The organism is Rhodococcus sp. IEGM 1372 (assembly GCF_030056835.1).
Classification (GTDB): domain Bacteria; phylum Actinomycetota; class Actinomycetes; order Mycobacteriales; family Mycobacteriaceae; genus Rhodococcoides.
This window is the reverse complement of the sequence record NZ_JASHKS010000056.1, coordinates 1-21,514: the sequence shown is the minus strand read 5'-3', so window position 1 is coordinate 21,514 and position 21,514 is coordinate 1. Positions and strand designations below refer to the sequence as shown.

Below are 21,514 nucleotides of genomic sequence, written 5' to 3'. Positions count from 1 at the left end.
CGGGTCTGGCGACCGTAGCCCTCGGTTTCAAGGACCAGCTAAAAGATAACGGGCGATTCGGCGACGTGATGGTGGCTGTCGTTCGGACCGAGCCGGGTGCAGTGAGCAACGGATATGGGGCCACAACGGATATGGGCCGGTTGCGTACTCGATGGGATCGGCCTGGAACGAGAGCGCACGCTCGTCCGGCGATCTGTAGTTGTGCGGACCATTCCGAGAGACACAAGGTAGGTCGCGGGTTACGCCTCGTTGACCGAGTCTTTGCGTAACACACCGAACTTTAAACCCGTCGGTGCCGAAGCGCCAGCGCTACGCGCGATCAGATACAGGCCTCGGTCACCGTCACCAGCGCGAGCCGAGGTTCTTCGTCGTCAGGGAGAATCGGCAGAGCGCACGCGGTCACCGAGTGGGTGGTGTAGCCGCCGTTTCGGTCTCTGAATCTGACGGTGATGCTCGGCTCGTCTCCTGCGCCGCCGGCCCGGGACACTGATTTCGCGAGTGCGTCGACTGCTCCGTCGTCGTCCGGGTGCACTCGCGGTCGCGGGTCGGTCGGGTCGAGATTCCAGGCGATGGACGGTGGCGGCGGGCCGTGCCAGTACAAGGTCTCCAGGGTGCACAGATCGACTATTGCGGTGTGGCGTCGAGCCATGACCGAGGCACCCGCTACGAGCCCGCTCATCGTCTCCTGGACTCCGGTAGGGGATGGATGGTTCATGACGAACGGACCGCGGTCGATTGCGATGCCGCGCAGGTGACGAGCTTCCCCTTCGACGGTGGTGTGCGCCAGCACGCGAATACGATGTAGCTCGTCCGTGGTCCAACGCTGGGTGGCGTCGAGATCCACTGTGTCGCCGACTGTGCTGGATACCAGCATCGCGAGGACGTCGGTGGCTCGCAATCCGAAATCCAACGTTGCCATCGCTTCTGCTACCGACAAATGCGCCACATCGGCATTCAGCGCCGGGGAGTCCTTGGAGTGGGCAGTGCCGCGAGTCAGATTCCAGCGAAAGGCCCAAGCATTCGACGGCGGGGAGTCGCACGTGCCCGGATGCAGTCTGGCCCACACCGCCTGGACCGTACCGTCGTCACCGAGAATCGGACGGGCCGAGACGTACCTGCCCGGCCCGCATTCGATGTCCACATCCCTGCCCGATTCCGCGCACCGAGCCACCGCATCACGTGCGTGGATCGAGTCGGACGACCTCCTCAGGAACACCGCCATGGGAACCTTGCTCTTCTGCGTCGTCCCTACCGCCACCACGCACGCCACCGAATCCGGTTCGAGGAGAATCAACAGCCAGTCGCCGTTCCTACGCCCCATCGAGGCGGACTCCCTTCCACTCGAGTCGAGCTCCGCGGATCTTCCCTGCTTCGGGTCGTGTACCGACACCGTACCGGTGAATCCGACAGAAGGGACAGGTGGCCGGGCCTATCGCAACGCTGCGCGGCCGCGCTACCGCCGCTTGTCGACGTGCAGTTGAATGCGAGTGGCGACGTGTGCACCGGCGAGTGATTCGGCCACGAAGGCGGCACGGGCTTCGGCTCGGGCGGTGAAGGCCACGACGTCGAAATCGGCTGCAGCATGCACCGATACGGTGATGGTGGGCATTCCCCGATCGTCGATCGCCGTACCGCGGGCGCGTCGGACACCGGGGAACTCGGCCAGCTCCGCGGCGACGCCCGACGCTATCGCGCTCAGGTCCACGTGCGCCGAGAAGTGGGGCTTCTCGATGACGCTTGCCGTTCCGGTCGTGCGCGGAGAGAAGTTGCCGATCAACAGAAGCAGTGCCGTGACAACGGCGATGCAGCCGACCACGGCCAGGGTCGGCACCCACCAGCCCTGTTCCGGTAGGGCGGCGATTCGCGCACGATCGAAGCGAGAGAGCATCTCTCGTGCCCAGGGGACGTCGTAGTACCAGGCCAGCGCGAAGCTACCTCCCGCGATCAACCCCACCCCGGCCGCGATGGCGAGGAGTCGGTCGACACCGGCAACGAAGGTCTTCATCACGAGACCCTCGTCGGTGCTGCCACCGACTGCTTCACCGTCAGCCGGCGCTCGCCCGCAGCAACGGACAGCACAGGAGCGAGTGCCTCGCGCACGCCGACGTCGATACGGTCGGCATCGTACGCAGCGTCACGCTCTACCCGAACTTCGATCTTCTTCCGGGTGACGACGGTGTGCGCGTCCACGACTCCGCGGGTCGACTGTGCTGCAGCACTGCACAATCGAGCGATGTCGGTCGGCGTGGCCCACCCGGTCGACGCCGACTCGCCCAGGCCGGAATGCGTCTTCGTTCGGGGCTTGACCCCGATGAACACGACGAACAACCCGACGACGGCGGCTCCGATCGCGGCGGCGATCATCCAACTCTGCCAGTGCAATCGGGAGATCCAGGACACCGCGTCGGCGATCCACGGGCTACCACCGAGGTTGCCGTGTGCGATCAGGAATTCCCGGCCGGCGACAAAGGCCACACCGAGGAGGGCGAACCCGAACAACAGTGCCACCGGCATCGCGGCCGGGCCAGCAGTGGGTGGTCGAGGTGAGATGGGCTGCGATGCTTCGGTATTCGAGGTGGGCGAGGGGCCGGTGTCCAGTGTGGTGTCCGATACCAGGACGTTCACTCGATGCACGTGCAGGCCCGTCATCGTCGCCAACGCGGCCTCGACGGTGGCGTGCACGGATTCGGTCACCTCGGTGATCTGCGACGGCCAGGTCACCCCGATGTAGAGGTTGACGGCAATCGTGTCCTCGCCGAGGGTGACGTCGGCGCGGGGGAGTTCTCGCCCGGTCAGTCGCGACAAGCCGCCGGTGGTGCGCGTGACCCGAGGATCCTTCGATGCCGCCGCGATTGCAGTCCGCGACATGGCCCGATCCTTGATCTCGACGCTGCCACGCATCTCGCGGCCGTCGTCGACCTCGTCGGATCCAGCCTGCGTCATTTTCAGAGAATCCTTTGCGCCCGTCGCGGCTCGCCGTGGTGCGGCACGCGCTCCACAACTGTAGTGACGACCGGTGGCGGATGACGTCACGAGAGTAATTGTTCCTGGCATACTGCGACCGTGTCGGAAATTGTGCGGGTGACCGCGTCGGATATCGCGTCGGCCGAGGAGCTGCTGGAGCCGGTCATGCGCCGGACTCCTGTGGTGGCCTCGCGAATTCTGTCGGACCTGACCGGCCACGAGGTGCGGCTCAAATGCGAGAACCTGCAGCGCACCGGATCGTTCAAGCCGCGAGGGGCGTACAACCGCATCGCCCGGCTCGACGCGGAGCAGCGCGCCCGCGGTGTCGTCGCGGCCAGCGCGGGCAATCACGCTCAGGGTGTCGCGTGGGCCGCCTCGCAGGTTGGGATCGACTCGACGGTGTTCATGCCGGTAGGCGTGTCGCTACCCAAGCTCGTCGCCACCAAGGCCTACGGCGCGACTGTTCATCTGGTGGGTAACACGGTGGACGAGGCGCTGAAGTCGGCCAGGGAATTCGCCGAACGCACCGGTGCCACTCTCATTCATCCGTTCGACCACCTCGACATCGTCGCGGGGCAGGCGACGTTGGGTACCGAACTGTTGCAGCAGATGCCGGACGTCGGCACCATCGTGATCCCCACCGGCGGCGGGGGACTGTTGGCCGGTGTCGCCGCCGCGGTGAAGCTGACCAAGCCCGGTATCAGGATCGTCGGCGTGCAGGCCGAGGGCGCAGCCGCGTGGCCTGCATCGCTGAAGGCGGGGCACCCGATCGCGTTGACATCGATGTCGACGATGGCCGACGGCATCGCGATCGGCCTGCCCGGATCGGTGCCGTTCGATCACGTGCAGGGATGGGTCGACGACGTGGTGACCGTCAGCGAGGATGCGCTGTCGCGGGCGTTGGTGCTGTGCATCGAACGCGCGAAACTGATCGTGGAACCGGCCGGGGCGGCAGCGGTGGCAGCGCTGATGACGCATTCCGCGGACGAGCTCGGATTGACCGGTTCGGTGTGCGCCGTCCTCTCCGGCGGAAACATCGACCCGCTGCTGCTCACCCACGTCATCACTCATGGTCTCCGAGCGGGTGGACGCTATCTCGCTGTGCGTGTGACGATTTCGGACAAGCCGGGTGGGCTCACCGGGGTGCTCGGCGTGGTGCGCGACGCCGGTGCCAGCGTTGTCGACGTCGTCCACTCCCGTACGGGCGGACGCCTGGGGCTCGAAGAGGTCGACGTGATGTTGACCGTCGAGACCCGCGGACCGGACCACCGCGGCTCGGTGCTCGATGCACTCGGTGCGGCCGGATACGCCGTGCACGTGGAGAACTGACCTGCTGGTCGACACAACCGATTCAACGCCGCAGACTTCGACGGATCACCTGGCCGATATACGAACCTGCACGACGCACGTGGAAAAGCGCCGGGGTCCAATAACTTCGGCGTATTGCGGTGTTCACGGCCCGCTGCAGTTCTGTGTCGGTGACACCGGCATCGTGCATCGCCGCGAGTGAGGTTCTCAGATAGCCGCGATCGCGGCTTCTCATGTGCATTCGAGCCACAGCGCGCACATCCATGGTTTCGGGGAAAGTCGTGCACCGTGCACCCGCGGCCGCCAGCCCGATCTGTGTGCGAACGCATTTGGCACATCTGCCGCAATTGAATTCCCCGTCGAGGTTCTCCCAGCAGACCCGCAAATGGTTCATCGCGGTCCGGTTCTCGCCGATTCGACGAATTTTGCCCAGACGGTGCAGATCGAGTTCGTGATGCTCGAAGGCGACCGAGCTACTCGACCACAACGGGTCGAGGTCAGGATGAGAGCCCCACGGTGCGAGTTCCTCGCGGCAGTTCGAGGACGGGATGATGACGGTGCTCAGGTGCTCCGACAACGCCAGGCCGACGTGCGCCAACGCGGCACCGTGGAAGTCGTATCCCCAATCGAGAGGGAGTCGGTCGGCGAAGGCCGACCTGATCGTGGTCTTCACCTCGATCAACGGCTTTCCCAATTCCGCCGCCGACTCTCGGGCTCCGGCCAAAGCTCTGGCCGCCAAACTCTCGTCGTCGATACCGATATCGAAACCGTGCACGAAGACCAGGTGGGTGATGCGGTCGGATTCCATGATTGCCGAGTAGAAGCTGTCGACGCCCCCGCTGAAGAAGCAACCCACTCCCGTCGCGCCGGTGGCGACGCGGCCGGGTGCCGCCGACATCGATACCTCTCGAAAACGCTTGGGATACCAGTCCAGGAAGATCTTCTGAGCCTCGGATGCACCTCGAAGTGCCGTCGAATCCACGGGTCCGTCGAAAGAGACATCCCACCCTTTGCGCATACCGGCGGTCAGGAGCGGAGGAAGCCAGGGAGTGGAGGAATGGTCCAGCGAGTAATTCGACTCGGTTCTCACTCGCACTTCGACGCCCGATGGGGTCGTTATTCGCGCGGCAATGGAATCAGCACCGGTGTCGTCGACATGCACCGTCATCGGGCTGATCATCGGGCTGAGTGTGCCACAGCGAAGGTTGTCCGAACCGGAGCATCGGTCGGAAGGAAACTGTTCTGCGTCGAGCACATTTCCGCACGATCAGCGTGCCGGGTTCGCTCGACCCCGGCTGGTACCTTGATCAGCGACTTGGACCAGGACATCGGTGGGAGATATTTGCATGGCTCGGCTCGTCGCGATCGTCTCCGCAGTCCTGGGAATCCTGCTGACGATCGCGATACCGCTGTTGCCGATCGAGCAGCAACAGTCCTCCCTGACGTGGCCGCAGTCGGACACGATCGCCAGTGTCGAGGCTCCACTCGTCGGATACACCCCGATCAGCGTCGACGCGACGGTCCCGTGTGCTGCCGCGAATCTGTTGCCCGACGGCGGGCTGTTGCTGTCCACCTCGCCCGAGGGATCGCCCGACGCCTATCGCTACGGTCTCGTCGCCGAGGTCACGGGTGGTGAGGCATCGCAACTGAAGGTGACGTTGCGTGATTCTGTTCTCCTAGAGAAGCCGATCTCGGAGCTGAGCCCTTCGACTGCGGACGACTGCGAGTTGACGATCACCTCGAACGGCACGGCGACCACCGTCGGGCTGACCGGTGCCGACACCGTGACGCGCGAGGGCGATGTTCGGCCGCAGCTGGTCGGAGTGTTCAGCGATCTTCGCGGCACCGTCGACGGTCTGACGCTGACAGCGCAGCTCGACAGTCGATTCTCGTCCACACCCAGTGCGCTGAAGTGGTTCGCGATGATCGTCGGGGTCCTCGCCACGGGCATCTCGCTGGTGGCGCTGCACCGCCTCGACCTGTCCGACGGCCGACGTGCCCGACGGTTCCTGCCGCGTCGCTGGTGGACGTTCGGTGCTGCCGATGCTGTGGTGATCGGGACGTTGCTGGTGTGGCATCTGATCGGCGCGAACACCTCCGACGACGGTTACCAGCTGGGCATGGCGCGTACGGCCGATCACGCCGGGTACATGGCCAACTACTTCCGCTACTTCGGTGTGCCCGAGACACCGTTCGGAACGCCGCTGTACGACATGTTCGGAATCATGTCGCACGTCTCGACGGCCAGTGTCTGGATGCGCCTGCCGACGCTGATCTGCGCGGTCGTGGCGTGGCTCGTCATCAGCCGCGAGGTGATTCCGCGGTTCGGGGCTGCTGCTCGCGCCTCGAAGACTGCCCTGTGGACCGGCGGGCTGGTGCTGCTCGCGTTCTGGCTGCCGTACAACAACGGTCTGCGCCCGGAACCGTTCGTGGCACTCGGAGTACTGCTGACATGGTGTTCGGTGGAGCGCTCGATCGCGACCCGCAGGTTGCTGCCCGCGGCCGCGGCGATACTCATCGCGGCGTTGACGGTCACCCACGGACCCTCCGGTTTCATCTGCTTCGCACCGCTGATCGCCGGAGCCAGGCCGGTGCTGCAGATCGTCGTCGCTCGGGCCCGGCAGTTCGGTAGCACGGCCTTGGGCGCGGCGACGTTGCTGGCCCCGCTGATCGCGTCGGGCACGGTGGTTCTGGTGTTCGCATTCGGCAACCAGACCGTGGCCGGCATGCTCGAGATGCAGCGGGTGCACAACGCGGCCGGGCCGAGCCAGGCCTGGTTCGACGAGTACCTGCGCTACCAGTGGCTGATGAACATGGACATCGACGGCTCGCTCGCACGCCGCTTCGGAGTGTTCGTGATGATCGTCTCGCTGATCGCGGTCGTCGTCGCCATGCTGCGCAAGGGCGGCAAGATCCCCGGTACCGCAACAGGACCGGCGCGGCGGATCGTCGGCATCACCGTCGGGGCTATGGCCTTGATGATGGTCACCCCCACCAAGTGGACACACCACTTCGGGGTCTTCGCCGGACTCGCCGCATCGGTTGCGGTGCTCGCAGCCGTGGCGACCGGCGCGGCGGTACTGCGATCGCGGCGCAACCGACTGCTGTTCGCCGCGTCGGTCTCGTTCGTGATGGCCGTCGCGTTCACCGGAACCAACGGGTACTGGTACGTCTCGGCCTGGGGAGTTCCGTTCTGGGACAAGCCGATCCTCGTTGCCGGTCTCGGCATCTCGACCATGTTCCTCGGCCTGACCCTGCTGCTGTTGCTCGCAGCCGTCTGGTTCCATCTCCGCGCGCCGTACGTGCGCACCGACAAACCGATGGCGCGATGGTGGTCGGTGCCGCCGATCGCTGTCGGGGCAGCACTGATGGTGCTGGTGGCCGTTGCGTCGATGGCCAAGGGTGCTGTGGCGCAGTGGCCGTCGTACTCGGTCGCGAAATCGAATCTCTCGGCGCTTGCCGGCGACACGTGCGGCCTCGCCAACGACGTGTTGCTCGAGACGAACCCCAATGCCGATGTGCTGCAACCGGTCACCGGGGATGCCTTCGCTGCGCTGGGCGAAGAGAACGACGGGTTCACCCCCGACGGTGTGGCGGGCGACCTCACCGCAGACAAGGAGTCCTCGGCGTCGGGCACCTCGAACACCGTCGACACCGACGAGCAGCAGCAGCCGACGTCGACCACCGGAGCCGGAACCGGCGGTAGCGCATTGCCGTTCGGATTGGATCCGGCCACCGTGCCGGTGCTCGGTTCGTTCGGATCCGACGCCCCCGCCACGCTGACGACCGGGTGGTACGCACTGCCTGCCGATCCCGGCGACCTGATCTCGATCGCCGCTGCCGGACGCATCCGCTCGGTGGACTCCGACGGCATAGTCACGTACGGGCAGAGCCTCGAACTCGAGTACGGAGTCGACGGACAGGCGCAGGGACGGGTGACCCCCATCGACATCGGCCCGACGCCGTCGTGGCGCAACCTGCGCGTGCCGATGGATCGGATCCCGGCCGGTGCCAACACGATTCGGCTCGTGGTTGCCGACAACGATCGAGATTCCGACCAGTGGTTGGCGATCACCCCGCCGCGGGTTCCGCGTACCCAGACGTTGAACGAGGTCGTCGGTCGTGACGCTCCGGTGATGCTGGACTGGGAGGTCGGCTTCAACTTCCCCTGCCAGCATCCGTTCGATCACCGCCTCGGGGTTGCCGAAGTTCCGCAGTACCGGGTGCTGCCGGACCGCAGCGGTGCCGTCATCACCAACGCGTGGCAGGACCACTTCGGCGGTGGACCGCTCGGGTGGATCGACATCGTCGCCTCCGCTCGCACCATCCCGTCGTATCTGGACGGCGACTGGGACCGCGACTGGGGGTCGATCGAGCAGTACATCCCGTACGACGAAACGGCGCAGGCGGCGCAGATCACAGCAGAAGAGGTCCAGCGTTCGGGTCTGTGGACGCCCGGTCCGATCAAGACCGGTTAATCTCTACGCGTTCGGAAGTCCTTACACCGACCAGTAGAGAAACGGGAGAGGGCCATGGCGAACGCTATAGAAGTAGAGGACCTCGTACTTCGGTACGGCAAGAACGTCGCGCTCGACGGGATCGGTTTCACCGTTCCCGAGGGCACGGTGCTGGGTGTGCTCGGCCCCAACGGTGCGGGAAAGACCACGGCGGTCCGTATTCTCGCCACCTTGCTGCAAGCGACTTCCGGCTCGGCCCGGATCTTCGGGCTCGACGTGGCGACGCAGGCCAACGAGGTGCGCAGCACGATCGGGCTGACCGGTCAGTTCGCGGCCGTGGACGAGTATCTGACCGGGTACGAGAATCTCGAGATGGTCGGCCGATTGTTCGGCCTACGCAAGGCCGAGGCCAAGAAGCGGGCCGACGAACTGCTCGCACGATTCGATCTGGAATACGCACGCGACCGGACGGCCAAGCAGTACTCGGGTGGTATGCGTCGGCGACTCGACATCGCGGCCAGCCTGATCGGTCGACCACGGGTGGTGTTCCTCGACGAGCCGACCACCGGACTCGATCCACGTAGCCGAATCACCATGTGGGAGTTCATCGCAGATCTCGTTCGCGACGGCACGACGATTCTGTTGACCACCCAGTACTTGGAGGAGGCCGACCGGTTGGCCGATTCGATCATCGTGCTGAACAAGGGCAAGATCATCGCGCGTGGCACGGCCGACGAGCTCAAGGCCCAAACCGGCGGCGAGCGAGTCGAATTCGTGCTGACCGATCGGTCCCAGGCCGAGCGAGCGATGCAGATCCTCGCTCCGATCGGCGTCGAACCACCCACCCTCGACGATCAGGTGGGCCGGATCGTCATGCCCGTCAACGGGGGATCGAAGGACCTGTCCACGGCGCTGGCCCAGCTGGAGGACAACGGAATCGGAGTGGTCGACGTCGGTCTTCGGCGGCCGAACCTCGACGATGTGTTCCTGAGTCTGACCGGTCAGACCACCGGCGAACCCGAGACGGCGGAGGAAGAGAAATGAGCAACGTTCTTCTGGATTCCGCGATCATCACCAAGCGAAATCTGATCAAGCTCAAGCGAGTTCCCGACCTACTGTTCTTCGCGACGCTCTCGCCGATCATGTTCGTCCTGCTGTTCGCGTACGTCTTCGGCAGTGCGATCGATGTCCCCGGAATCGACTACAAGAGCTTCCTGATGGGCGGCATCTTCGTACAGACGATGATCTTCGGTGCCTCCCTCACCGGATCGTCGCTGGCCGAGGATCTGCAGAAGGGCGTGATGGATCGGTTCCGGTCGTTGCCGATGGCACGATCGGCCGTCGTGATCGGGCGGACCGCAGCAGATGTGGGCAACAACCTCGTCACCATCACGATCATGTCGCTCACCGGACTCCTCGTGGGGTGGCGCATCACGTCCTCGTTCTTCGACGCCCTGCTGGGGTACGTGCTGCTGCTGTTGTTCGCGTACTCGATTTCGTGGGTGATGGCCCTGGTTGGTCTGATCGTGCGGTCGCCCGAGATCTTCAACAACGCGTCGTTCATCGTGATCTTCCCGTTGACGTTCATCGCCAACACCTTCGTCCCGATCGACAATTTCCCCACCGTGCTCAAGACCATCGCGGAGTGGAATCCGATCTCGTCGGTGACGTTGGCGGTGCGAGAGCAGTTCGGCAACACCAACCCGATGGCACCGCCGCCGGAGGTGTGGCCACTGCAGAACCCCGTGCTCTACACCCTGATCTGGGTCGTGTTGATGCTCGTGGTGTTCGTGCCGCTGTCGGTGCGCAAGTACCAGAAGACGATGACCGCCTGACATCCACGCAGAAAAGCACCCCCGGTCGCTCGGCGACCGGGGGTGCTTTCATGTCTTCTCGTGAGCAGGCCTAGGTGTGGTACGGCTCCGCGCTGACGAGGGTGACCTTCATGGTCTTGCCGTTGGGCAGCGTGTACTCACGGGTGTCGCCGACCTTGGCGTCGATGAGCGATCCGCCCAGCGGGGACGCGGGGGAGTACACCTCGAGCTTGTTGTCGCGGGCACCCTCTTCGCGGGTGGCGATCAGGAACGTCTCGGTATCGGACTCGTCGCCGTCGTAGTAGACCTTGACGACCGATCCGGGCAGAGCGACGCCGGACTGGGTGGGCGCCTCGCCGACCTTCGCGTTGTTGAGCAGCTCTTGCAGCTGGCGGATACGTGCTTCCTGCTGGCCCTGCTCCTCGCGCGCAGCGTGGTAGCCGCCGTTCTCCTTCAGATCGCCCTCTTCGCGACGCTCGTTGATCTCGGCGGCGATGACGGGGCGATTGGAAATGAGCTGGTCGAGTTCGCTCTTGAGCCTGTCGTGTGATTCCTGGGTAAGCCAGGTCACCTGGGTCTCGGTCATCTCGATCACTCCCTCGTAGTCGGAATCTCGAGCTCGGATTCCGGTTTCTGAGCAGGTAGGGCACGCAACGAACAGGGGACTCCAATGGTTGGATCCCCTTGGTCGGCCCACATCCTGGAGCCGTCGTCATCGTTCGCAGGTGAACCCTGCCCGCAATGCAGCAATACACGGCACCTTCTGCGGTGGCCGTGTATGACCCGACCTTACCACGAACAGGCAGTTCGCCTATCGGGCTCGTAAATATTCGGGAACATCGAGGGTGCAGCCGTAGACGTCGCCGACGGCAGGGGCGGCCGACGTCGTCACCTCGGTGGTCATCTCCACGGTGGTGGACGCCGACTCCGGTGGGATGTACACCTCGCGCCTGCCGGTCTCGGAGCCGTCGCGCGAGCGAGCGCGGACGATGCAGACAGCGGGCTGCTCGGGATCCTGCCGGGTGACGCTGAACCTGATCGACATCGTGTCCTCGTCGACGATGTCGAACGAGAGCTGACTGCCCTCGATCGGTTTGACCGAGAACTTGCTGTACGCGTAGTAGGCCACGCCCAGCCCGACCAGCAGGACCAGTGCCACCAGTGCGATCTTCGTCGCACGTTTGGGGGCCTGTCGAATACCGCTCGGGCCTGAACCCGACGGGTATCTACCTGCGGGAAGTGCGTTGGTCATGGCCGCTCTCGGGATCGATTCGGGGGTGCCGCTGGGGGCCTGTCGGCGTCAGATGGAACTATAGGGGCAGGCAAGAATCAGGCGAATCCGAGGTGAGGAAGAACGTGTCCGGACTGCGGCTCATGGCAGTGCATGCCCATCCCGACGACGAATCCAGCAAAGGCGCTGCGACAACGGCTCGCTACGCGGCCGAAGGACACGATGTTCTGGTCGTCACCCTGACCGGTGGCGAGCGGGGAGACATCCTCAATCCGGCGATGGACATTCCGGGCGTGCACGAGCGCATCCACGAGGTTCGGCGTGAGGAGATGGCCGAGGCCGCCCGAGTGCTGGGCGTGCAGCAGACGTGGCTCGGGTTCGAGGACTCCGGGTTGCCCGAGGGCGATCCGCTCCCGCCGCTTCCCGACGGCTGTTTCGCGTTGGTCCCGTTGGAGGTCTCGACCGAGGCGCTCGTGAAGGTGGTTCGCGAGTTCAAGCCGCACGTCATCACCACGTACGACGAACGCGGCGGGTACCCGCACCCGGACCACATCCGGTGCCACGAGGTCTCGATGGCGGCATGGGAGGCAGCGGGCGATCCCGAACGCTTCCCCGACGCCGGTGAGCCCTGGACTCCGCTCAAGCTGTACTACTCCCACGGATTCATCCGTAAGCGCATGCAGCTGTTCCACGACTGGTTCATCGATCGCGGCGAGGAGAGCCCGTTCGTGGACTGGCTGAAGCGGTGGGACGGCCAGCGCGACGAGATCATCGGCCGCATCACCACTCAGGTCACCGTCGGTGACTGGTTCGAGCAGCGCGACGACGCTCTCCGCGCACACGCGACGCAGATCGATCCCAACGGCTCGTTCTTCGCCGTGCCGCTGGACGTGCAGCGCAAGCTGTGGCCCACCGAAGAGTTCGAGCTGGCCCGCACTCGGGTCACGACGTCGCTGCCCGAGACGGACCTGTTCGCCGGAATAGAAGAGACCGACAAATGATCGTTTCGATCCTCGCCCAGCAGCCGACCGGTCCCGAATTCGGTAAGTCCTCGCCCATCGGTCTGGTGATCCTGGTCGCGCTGTTGGTCGGAACGGCACTGCTGATCTGGTCCATGAACAAGAAGATCAAGCGTCTGCCCGCTACCTTCGAGCAGGAGGATCCGACGTTGGATCAGGCTCTCGACGAGGGGACCGATCGCGGCGGGTTGGCAGATCCGTTTCCACCGGAACAGAACCGAACCAAACCCGCCGTCTCCGACGAGCCCTGATGCTCGACGCCAATGCCCTGGGTGAGTCCACCAGCCCGTATCTGAAGCAACATGCGGACAACCCGGTGCACTGGCAGCAGTGGGGACCGCAGGCACTGCAGTCCGCTCGCGATCGCGATGTTCCGATCCTGCTGTCGATCGGATACTCGGCGTGCCACTGGTGTCATGTCATGGCACACGAGTCGTTCGAGGACGAGGCGACCGCGTCGCTGATGAACGAGCATTTCGTCTGCATCAAGGTCGATCGCGAGGAACGACCCGACCTGGACGCGGTGTACATGAACGCCACCGTCGCGATGACCGGCCAGGGTGGGTGGCCGATGACGTGCTTCCTGACCCCCGACACCGAACCGTTCTACTGCGGTACCTACTTCCCGCCGGCTCCGCGTCAGGGAATGCCGTCGTTCCAGCAGTTGCTCACCGCGATCGCCGACACCTGGTCGACGCGGCGACAGGAGGTGTTCGACGCCTCCGCCGACATCGTCACCGAACTTCGCAAACACAGCGCAGGCGTGCCCGCAGGCGGTCGCCCTATCGACGCCGATGCATTGGCGGCCTCGGTCTCCGCGATCTGCGCCGACGAGGACACCCTCTACGGCGGCTTCGGCCGAGCACCGAAGTTCCCACCCGGCGCGTTGCTCGAAGGTCTGCTCCGGCACTACGAGCGCACCGGCGACACCGAGGTCCTCGGCGTCGTGCGCCGTACCGCGTCGGCCATGGCCCGCGGGGGTATCTACGACCAACTGGGCGGGGGATTCGCGCGCTACTCCGTCGATGCCGAGTGGATCGTCCCGCACTTCGAGAAGATGCTCTACGACAACGCCCTGCTGTTGCGGTTCTACGCGCACGCAGCGCGAGTCGACGACGATGCGCTCGCCCGGCGGGTGGCGTCGGACACCGCGGAGTTCATGCTGCGTGAATTACGCACGGCCAACGGCTGTTTCGCGTCGGCCCTCGATGCCGACACCGAGGGCATCGAGGGTCTGACGTATGCGTGGACTCCGGAGCAACTGACCGAGACACTCGGCTTCGAGGACGGTGTGTGGGCAGCGGGGCTGTTCGCGGTGAACTCGGCAGGCACGTTCGAGGCCGGCATGTCGGTCTTGCAGCTGCCCGCCGAACCCGAGGACTACGACCGGTTCGCCCGAGTGCGCAGCACGTTGTTCGCCGCTCGCGCGACTCGGCCGCAACCGGGCCGCGACGACAAGGTCGTCACCGCGTGGAACGGGTTGGCGATCACGGCGTTGATCGAGGCCGGGACCGGGTTGGGGCAACCGCGATGGGTCGACGCGGCAGTCGAGTGCGGCGAGCAACTGTTCGCCGGCCACGTCGAGTCGGGCCGAGTCCGCCGCGCCTCACTCGGCAGTGCAGTCGGTGAGGCCACCGGTGTGCTCGAGGACTACGCGGCTCTCGCGGTCGCGGCGGCAGCGTTGTTCCAGGCCACCGGAGACACGGTGTGGACCGAGCGCATGACGTCGATCGTCGATGCCGCGATCGACCACTTCGCCGACCCGGACGACGTCGGAGCGTGGTTCGACACCGCCGACGATGCCGAGACTCTCGTGACCCGGCCTCGTGACCCGATCGACGGGGCCACCCCGTCGGGCGCGTCGACGATGGCCGAGGCGCTGCTCACCGCAGCGGCGTTGGTCGATCACACCTCCTCGGCGCGGTACGGCGAACTGGCGGCTGCGTCGCTGGCACGATCGGCCTCGATTCTCGAACGAGCACCCAGGTCCGGTGGCCATTGGCTGGCGGTCGCGGAAGCGTCCGTTCGCGGTCCCATTCAGGTCGCGGTGTCGACGGCACCCGGCGGTGACCTGCTCTCGGCCGTCCGGGCTCTGGCCCCTGGCGGTTCCGTGGTGGTCGCAGGCGTGACGGATTCGTCGGTGCTGCTGACCGACCGTCCACCGGTCGACGGCCTCGAAACGGCGTACGTGTGTCGTGGCTTCGTGTGCGACCGTCCTGTGACCTCTGCCGAAGAATTGCGGTTCGCGCTGCGGAGTTGACCACGCTCGTCGATGCTTCGACGGAGCAACAGTACTGTTGCCGGGAGTTTCCTCGGCCTGGGGCGGTCGAGCGTCTACCAATGGATCGACGGTGTCATGAGTGAAGGCGTCATGAATGAGGGTGTGGTGCGTGCGGACACCGTGCACGAGGCGGTGACCGACGACCAGCGCGCTGCTGTCGCCCAGTTCGTGGCCGCGGTTCCGATGGCGGCCATGGTGCACTCGATGCATTACGAGGTGGTCGGGGCCAACACCCTGTGCGAGGGCGTGCTCGGGTGCGCCGTGGACGACATGATCGGTCGCCCCGTTGCAGATTTCGTGCCGCTCGGGGATCGCGCATCGGCGACGCGTATCGCGGTCCAACTCGAGCACCGCTACCCCGAGGCAGGCCCCACCGACCACGGTCGACCGATCGGAGCTCTGCGTCGAGTGCGGCGCGTCGACGGGGAGGTCGTCTCCTGCTGGATGCACGTCGGAATCTCGACGATCGCCGGGCGACGGTTCATCGTCGCACTGCTGGACCTGGTCAATCCCGTCGTCGACGACACCGTTCATTGGCGCGATCGCGCCGAGCGCGACGAGCTGACCGGATTGCTGCGACGAGGTCCTCTGCTCGCCCACGTCGACGAATGGATCGCCGAGGATCTGCCGGTTGCCCTGGCCTTCGTCGACGTCGATCGGTTGAAATCCATCAACGACGCGCACGGTCATCCGGCAGGTGACGCCGTGCTCGAGGCCGCGGGCCGTCGACTGCACCAGTGGTCGCCGCGCGGGAGCGTCGTCGGCCGATACGCAGGAGACGAGTTCGTGTTCGCGGTGACGTTCGACGGGTCGACGGGCCTCGACACCGCCGAAGTCACCGAATCGGTGCGGTCGGCGATCTGCGGCGAGCCGGTGCCGTTCGGATCGAATCTGCTCGGGGTATCGGTGAGCGTGGGCGTCGCAGTACGTGAGTCGGGGGAGTCGAGAGACCGGCTGATTCAGCGCGCCGACGCACTGATGTATCGAGACAAGGCATCCCGAACCACCTGAGGTCGATCAGAACAGTACGAGCCAGACGGCAACCAGGTGGCAGGTTGCCGCCAATACCGTTGCCGCGTGGAAGAACTCGTGATGGCCGAAAGTCGTCGGCCATGGATTCGGCCACTTGGTGGCGTACAGCACGGCTCCGATGCTGTAGAAGACTCCGCCCACGAGCAGCAAGACGAACGGCGCGTAGCCGACGTGGTCGATCAGCGTGGGTGCGACCGGGACGATCGCCCAGCCGAGGAGCAGGTACAGCGGTACCCCGACCCAGCGGGGAGCGGTGGGCCACAACATCTTCAGGGCCACCCCGGCGAGGGCCCCGGCCCATACGACGACGAGCAACGTGCGTCCGGTGGAGCCGGGGAGACCCAGCACGGCGAACGGGGTGTAGCTACCTGCGATGAACAGGAAGATCATCGAATGGTCGGCGCGCTTCATCCAGATCTGCGACGCCGTGGTCTTCCAGTGCACGCGGTGGTAAGTGGCACTGACCCCGAACACGCCGCAGACGGTGATGGAATACACGCTCACGGCCACACCCGCACTGACCGAGACCATGCTGAACGCGAGCGTGACGAGAGTGATCGCGCACACCACCGCCACGCCGAACGCGTACAGGTGAATCCAGCCGCGCATACGAGGTTTGACGGGTATCTCGTCGAGTCCGAACATCGTCATGTCGATTGCCTCCCGTGCCGCCGCCTTGAACCTACGCAACCGTAGGTTCTGACGCTACTGTACCGGCGACCGCCTCGCAGACGTCGGCGTAAGGTGATCCTTCGTGGTGATGAGAGCAGCGGTGACGGGGCAGTGGTGACGAAGCAGTGGTGATCATTCCGCAGAAGGTCCGCGGCGTTCTCTACAACGTGTACGAGCGGCGTCTGCTGAGCCAGCTCGAAGGCGTGCAGCACCCGCGGCACGTTGCGGTGATGTGCGACGGCAATCGCCGCTGGGCTCGCGAGAACGGGTTCACCGACGTCGCGCACGGGCACCGCATGGGCGCACTGAAGATCGCCGAGATGCTCGGCTGGTGTGACGCAGCCGGAATCGAGATGGCGACCATCTACCTGCTCTCCACCGAGAATCTCCGCCGCGACGCCGACGAATTGGATTCGTTGCTCGACATCATCACCGACGTCGTCGAGGAGATCTGCGGACCCGAGATGAACTGGGGCGTCAAACTCGTCGGCACCCTCGATCTGCTGCCCGCGTCGACCGCGCGTCGACTCAAGGAAGCGGCTGCGCTCACCGAGGGACGGTCGGGAACACACGTCAACGTTGCCGTCGGATACGGCGGTCGGCAGGAAATCGCCGACGCCGTGCAGTCCCTGGTGACCGAGAAGATCGCCGAGGGCGTCAGCGGTGACGAGCTGGTGGCCTCCATCAACGTCGACGAGATCGGTAGCCACCTCTACACCTCCGGCCAACCCGATCCGGACCTCGTCATCCGCACCTCGGGCGAACAGCGACTCTCCGGCTTCCTGCTGTGGCAGAGCGCCTACTCGGAAATCTGGTTCACCGAGGCCTACTGGCCCGAATTCCGACGCGTCGACTTCCTGCGGGCGCTGCGTGACTTCGCGGCCAGACATCGGCGCTTCGGTATCTGAGCTCTACAACTTACGAAGCCGCAGCCGGTTGATCGCGTGGTCGTTGTCCTTGCGCAGCACCATCGTCGCTCGCGGTCGTGTCGGCAGGATGTTCTCCACCAGATTCGGCAGGTTGATCGAATGCCACAGATCCTCGGCCGCGATCTGCGCGTGGTCGTCGGACAGGCCCGCATAGTGGTGGAAGTGCGAGGACGGGTCGGTGAACGACGTCTTGCGCAATGCCAGAAAGCGTTTGACGTACCAGCTCTCGATGTCCTCTATTCGCGCGTCGACGTAGATCGAGAAGTCGAACAGATCCGAGACCATCAACCGTGGCCCGGTCTGTAATACGTTGAGCCCCTCCACGATCAGGATGTCGGGCTGCCGGACCATGTGGTACTGGCCCTTGACGATGTCGTACGAGACGTGCGAATAGACCGGTGCGCCCACCTCTTCGGTCCCGGACTTGACCTCGGTGACGAATCTGAGCAACTTGCGCCGGTCGTAGCTCTCGGGAAAACCCTTGCGGTGCAATATGCCTCGACGCATGAGCTCGGCCGTCGGGTACAGGAATCCGTCGGTGGTGACCAGATCGACCCGCGGATGGTGGTCCCACCTGGCCAGGAGTGCCTGCAGCACACGGGCCGTCGTCGACTTTCCGACGGCGACGCTCCCTGCGACACCGATGACGAACGGGACCTGACGGTCGGGGTGCTTCTCACCGAGGAACGTCGCGGTCGCGGCGAACAGTCGTTGCCTGGCCGCGACCTGGAGGTGAATCAGTCGTGCGAGCGGTAGGTAGACCTCGGCCACCTCGTCGAGATCGATCTGTTCGCCCAGACCACGCAGACCGACGAGTTCTTCCTCGGTCAGCACCAACGGCGTGGATTGACGCAGCGTGCGCCACTGCACACGGTCGAACTCGACATACGGACTGGACTCGCTCACGCACGACTCCGACCAAAATCGTTCCGCAGGCTCCACTCTTGCCACATCGGAGCTGCAGAGGGTTCGGCTGAGCTCCTGTCGAGCGCGAGTCGCATGGTTCCAGATTGTGCTCGGTGCCGGTCGATCGCGCACGGGCGGGGTCGTTCGCCGTACTAGGGTTCGGTTATGGATGCTTCTACCCTGGTTCGCGAATACCTGTTGCTGGGCCTGAGTTTCGACCGGCTCGAAGACGGATTCGTCGACGCGTACACCGGCGATCCCGAGTTGCGTCGTATCACCGAGAACGCCCCGGCCCCCGAGCCGCGTGAGCTGATCCGTCGAGCACAGACACTGCGCGCCGAGCTCGGCAACGTCGATCTGACACCCGAGCGCACGACGTTCCTCGACGTCCACCTGCGGGCACTCGAATGCTCGGCGCGCAAGTTCGCAGGCGAGGACATCGGCTTCGTCGACGAGGTCCACGCCTACTTCGACGTCCGAATCTCCGCCGGCGATCAGGACCAGTACCTGCAGGCACACCGCAAGATGGACGAGGTTCTCGCCGGTCCCGGGTCGCTCGGCGAACGGTTGATCGCGCATCGCCGTGCCGACGTCATTCCGGCCGACCGACTGCAGGACTGCGTCGAGGCGTTCTCGTCCGCGCTGCGCGACCGCGTCCGCGCCGAATACACGCTGCCCGACACCGAGAAGGTCACCTACGAGGTCGTGGGCGACAAGCCGTGGTCCGGATTCAACTACTACCTCGGCAATTTCCAGTCCACCGTCGCCATCAACTCCGACATCGAACAGCAGATGGCCAACCTGCCGCACCTGATCGCGCACGAGTCCTACCCGGGCCACCACACCGAACACTGCCGCAAGGAGACCGGACTGGTCGGTGAGGGCCAACTCGAGCAGACACTGTTCGTGGTGAACACCCCGCAGTGCCTGATGGCCGAGGGCCTGGCCGATCACGCGCTCGGTGCCGTCGTCGGCGAAGGCTGGGGCCTGTGGGCACAGGAGATCTACGCCGATCTGGGACTGCGATTCGACGGCGAGAAGGCCGAGCGTCTCGCGGCCGCGTCGAGCCAGCTGTTGGGGGTGCGGCAGGACGCCGCGTTGCTGCTGCACGATCAGCACAAGAGCGAGGACGACGTGGCCGCCTACCTGGAGCGATGGTCGTTGGCATCGCCGCAGCGCGCCCGGCACAGCCTGCGGTTTCTGTCCTCCCCGCTGTGGCGGGCGTACATCAGCACCTACGTCGAGGGTTACAAGCTGCTCGCCGGCTGGCTGGACCGAGGTGAGACGGGCAGTGAGCGCGCGCACCTGTTCGGCAGGCTGCTCGACGAGCCACTGACACCCGGTGCACTGCGCGTCTCGTAAACTGGCCTGGCCCCCTTTATTCTGCTGTCCCTTGGAGACTCCTGTTATGACTGACGTCAACAACCTGTCACTGGCCGAACTCGATCCCGAGGTCGCCGAAGCGATGGCCGGTGAGCTGGGGCGTCAGCGCGACACGCTGGAGATGATCGCCTCGGAGAACTTCGTTCCCCGCGCGGTGCTGCAGGCCCAGGGCAGCGTCCTGACCAACAAGTACGCCGAGGGCTACCCCGGCCGCCGCTACTACGGCGGCTGCGAGCACGTCGACATCGTCGAGGATCTCGCGCGCAACCGCGCCAAGGAACTCTTCGGTGCCGAGTTCGCGAACGTGCAGCCGCACGCCGGAGCGCAGGCCAACGCCGCGGTCCTGATGGCACTGATCAACCCGGGCGACAAGATCATGGGCCTCGACCTCGCCCACGGCGGCCACCTCACGCACGGCATGAAGCTGAACTTCTCGGGCAAGCTCTACGAGGTCGAGTCCTACGGGGTGTCGAAGGAAGACCACCGGATCGACATGGACGAGGTGCGCAAGCAGGCCATCGCCGCCAAGCCGCAGGTGCTCATCGCCGGCTGGTCGGCCTACCCGCGCCACCAGGACTTCGCTGCGTTCCGCTCCATCGCCGACGAAGTGGGCGCACTGCTCTGGGTCGACATGGCGCACTTCGCCGGACTCGTCGCCGCAGGCGTGCACCCCTCACCCGTGCCGTACGCAGACGTCGTCTCCTCCACCGTGCACAAGACCCTCGGCGGACCCCGCTCCGGCATCATCCTGGCCAAGAAGGAATGGGCCAAGAAGCTCAACTCCGCAGTGTTCCCCGGCCAGCAGGGCGGCCCGCTGATGCATGCCATCGCCGCCAAGGCAGTCGCCTTCAAGATCGCTGCGACGCCCGAGTTCAAGGAACGCCAGGAGCGCACCCTCCTCGGTGCATCACTGCTCGCCGAGCGTCTCACCGGTGCCGACGTCGCAGACAAGGGTGTATCGGTCCTCACCGGCGGCACCGACGTGCACCTGGCACTGGTGGACCTGCGCAACTCGGAGATGGACGGCCAGCAGGCCGAGGATCTCCTGCACGAGGTCGGCATCACCGTCAACCGCAACGCAGTGCCCTTCGACCCGCGCCCGCCGATGGTCACCTCCGGCCTGCGCATCGGCACCGGCGCACTGGCAACCCGCGGATTCGGCGAAGCCGAGTTCACCGAGGTCGCCGACATCATCGCCACCGCCCTGGCCACCGGTGAAGCCAGCGATTCCCTCAAGGACCGCGTCGTGAAACTGGCACAGAGCAAGCCACTGTACGAGGGCCTCGAAGACTGGGGATTGCTCGGCTGACGCTGGGCTCTTCTGCAGATTCGCCCACTCGGTCCGCGTGCACCCTCGCCCGCGTCCACCCTTGTTCGCGTCAATGGACCATTGCACCGCGCAGACGTCTGCAGTGGTCCATCCACGCCGGACGCCGATCTGCGTGAATGGACCATTGCAGCGCTCAGACGTATGTGCACTGGTCCCCGTGGGTTGGACCGGTTAATGGAAATCCTAGG

19 protein-coding genes are annotated in these 21,514 nt (G+C 65.2%); 11 read left to right on the top strand and 8 right to left on the bottom strand.

The features are described 5' to 3' along the window. Positions 1-319 precede the first annotated feature (319 nt). The 3 genes from QM590_RS24530 to QM590_RS24520 form a co-directional block, all read right to left on the bottom strand. Positions 320-1,321 (bottom strand): GAF domain-containing protein, encoded by a 1,002-nt coding sequence (locus QM590_RS24530; protein WP_269596703.1) that lies wholly within the window; start codon positions 1,319-1,321, stop codon positions 320-322. Positions 1,322-1,453: 132 nt separating this feature from the next. Further along, on the bottom strand, positions 1,454-2,005 hold the full coding sequence (locus tag QM590_RS24525) for an Asp23/Gls24 family envelope stress response protein (RefSeq protein ID WP_269596704.1): 552 nt from the start codon (positions 2,003-2,005) through the stop codon (positions 1,454-1,456). Beyond that, positions 2,005-2,943: an Asp23/Gls24 family envelope stress response protein gene (locus QM590_RS24520; protein ID WP_269596705.1), complete on the bottom strand. Its 939-nt coding sequence runs from the start codon at positions 2,941-2,943 to the stop codon at positions 2,005-2,007. The genes QM590_RS24525 and QM590_RS24520 overlap by 1 nt, the downstream gene beginning before the upstream one ends. Before the next feature lie 186 nt (positions 2,944-3,129). On the opposite strand from QM590_RS24520, the gene ilvA reads away from it, so the two are divergent. Then, positions 3,130-4,293 (top strand): threonine ammonia-lyase, encoded by a 1,164-nt coding sequence (ilvA, locus tag QM590_RS24515; RefSeq protein ID WP_218829037.1) that lies wholly within the window; start codon positions 3,130-3,132, stop codon positions 4,291-4,293. A 22-nt stretch (positions 4,294-4,315) separates the two neighbouring features. On the opposite strand, the gene QM590_RS24510 is transcribed toward ilvA, so the two are convergent. Then, positions 4,316-5,452: an adenine nucleotide alpha hydrolase family protein gene (locus QM590_RS24510; RefSeq protein WP_269596706.1), complete on the bottom strand. Its 1,137-nt coding sequence runs from the start codon at positions 5,450-5,452 to the stop codon at positions 4,316-4,318. 166 nt (positions 5,453-5,618) lie between these two features. On the opposite strand from QM590_RS24510, the gene QM590_RS24505 reads away from it, so the two are divergent. The 3 genes from QM590_RS24505 to QM590_RS24495 are packed head-to-tail and all read left to right on the top strand — an operon-like array spanning position 5,619 to position 10,564. After that, positions 5,619-8,750 carry an arabinosyltransferase domain-containing protein gene (locus QM590_RS24505; RefSeq protein WP_269596707.1) on the top strand — a complete coding sequence of 1,044 codons (3,132 nt, stop codon included), beginning with the start codon at positions 5,619-5,621 and terminating at the stop codon, positions 8,748-8,750. A gap of 54 nt (positions 8,751-8,804) precedes the next feature. After that, positions 8,805-9,773, top strand: a complete 969-nt coding sequence (locus tag QM590_RS24500) for an ATP-binding cassette domain-containing protein (protein ID WP_269596708.1) — start codon at positions 8,805-8,807, stop codon at positions 9,771-9,773. Beyond that, a complete protein-coding gene (locus tag QM590_RS24495; protein ID WP_094669390.1) occupies positions 9,770-10,564 on the top strand; it encodes an ABC transporter permease in 795 nt (264 codons plus the stop codon). Before QM590_RS24500 ends, QM590_RS24495 begins: the two co-directional genes overlap by 4 nt. A 70-nt stretch (positions 10,565-10,634) precedes the next feature. Here the strand turns inward: QM590_RS24495 and greA are convergent, their stop codons facing one another. Together greA and QM590_RS24485 are read right to left on the bottom strand one after the other, a co-directional pair. Then, positions 10,635-11,129, bottom strand: coding sequence for a transcription elongation factor GreA (greA, locus tag QM590_RS24490; protein ID WP_032394210.1), 495 nt, complete (start codon positions 11,127-11,129; stop codon positions 10,635-10,637). A 225-nt stretch (positions 11,130-11,354) separates the two neighbouring features. Beyond that, on the bottom strand, positions 11,355-11,795 hold the full coding sequence (locus QM590_RS24485; protein ID WP_068052817.1) for a DUF4307 domain-containing protein: 441 nt from the start codon (positions 11,793-11,795) through the stop codon (positions 11,355-11,357). A gap of 104 nt (positions 11,796-11,899) precedes the next feature. On the opposite strand from QM590_RS24485, the gene mca reads away from it, so the two are divergent. From mca to QM590_RS24465, 4 genes are all read left to right on the top strand, one after another. After that, positions 11,900-12,775, top strand: a complete 876-nt coding sequence (mca, locus tag QM590_RS24480) for a mycothiol conjugate amidase Mca (protein ID WP_176460389.1) — start codon at positions 11,900-11,902, stop codon at positions 12,773-12,775. Continuing rightward, entirely contained in the window at positions 12,772-13,044 is a 273-nt protein-coding gene (locus QM590_RS24475) for a hypothetical protein (RefSeq protein WP_269596709.1), read from the top strand. The genes mca and QM590_RS24475 overlap by 4 nt, the downstream gene beginning before the upstream one ends. Continuing rightward, the gene (locus tag QM590_RS24470; protein ID WP_269596710.1) at positions 13,044-15,053 is read left to right on the top strand and encodes a thioredoxin domain-containing protein; all 2,010 of its coding nucleotides are present in this window, start codon (positions 13,044-13,046) and stop codon (positions 15,051-15,053) included. The genes QM590_RS24475 and QM590_RS24470 overlap by 1 nt, the downstream gene beginning before the upstream one ends. A 96-nt stretch (positions 15,054-15,149) precedes the next feature. Then, on the top strand, positions 15,150-16,085 hold the full coding sequence (locus QM590_RS24465) for a sensor domain-containing diguanylate cyclase (protein WP_269596711.1): 936 nt from the start codon (positions 15,150-15,152) through the stop codon (positions 16,083-16,085). A 6-nt stretch (positions 16,086-16,091) separates the two neighbouring features. Here the strand turns inward: QM590_RS24465 and trhA are convergent, their stop codons facing one another. Next, positions 16,092-16,757, bottom strand: a complete 666-nt coding sequence (gene trhA, locus QM590_RS24460; RefSeq protein WP_068052828.1) for a PAQR family membrane homeostasis protein TrhA — start codon at positions 16,755-16,757, stop codon at positions 16,092-16,094. Between the two features lie 146 nt (positions 16,758-16,903). On the opposite strand from trhA, the gene QM590_RS24455 reads away from it, so the two are divergent. After that, a complete protein-coding gene (locus tag QM590_RS24455; protein WP_037191390.1) occupies positions 16,904-17,686 on the top strand; it encodes an isoprenyl transferase in 783 nt (260 codons plus the stop codon). Positions 17,687-17,689: 3 nt separating this feature from the next. On the opposite strand, the gene coaA is transcribed toward QM590_RS24455, so the two are convergent. Further along, complete coding sequence (gene coaA / locus QM590_RS24450; protein WP_037191653.1) at positions 17,690-18,613, bottom strand: type I pantothenate kinase; 924 nt, start codon at positions 18,611-18,613, stop codon at positions 17,690-17,692. 165 nt (positions 18,614-18,778) lie between these two features. On the opposite strand from coaA, the gene QM590_RS24445 reads away from it, so the two are divergent. Next, positions 18,779-19,975: a DUF885 domain-containing protein gene (locus QM590_RS24445; protein WP_269596712.1), complete on the top strand. Its 1,197-nt coding sequence runs from the start codon at positions 18,779-18,781 to the stop codon at positions 19,973-19,975. A gap of 46 nt (positions 19,976-20,021) precedes the next feature. Next, complete coding sequence (glyA, locus tag QM590_RS24440) at positions 20,022-21,305, top strand: serine hydroxymethyltransferase (protein WP_037191396.1); 1,284 nt, start codon at positions 20,022-20,024, stop codon at positions 21,303-21,305. Positions 21,306-21,514: the final 209 nt, after the last annotated feature.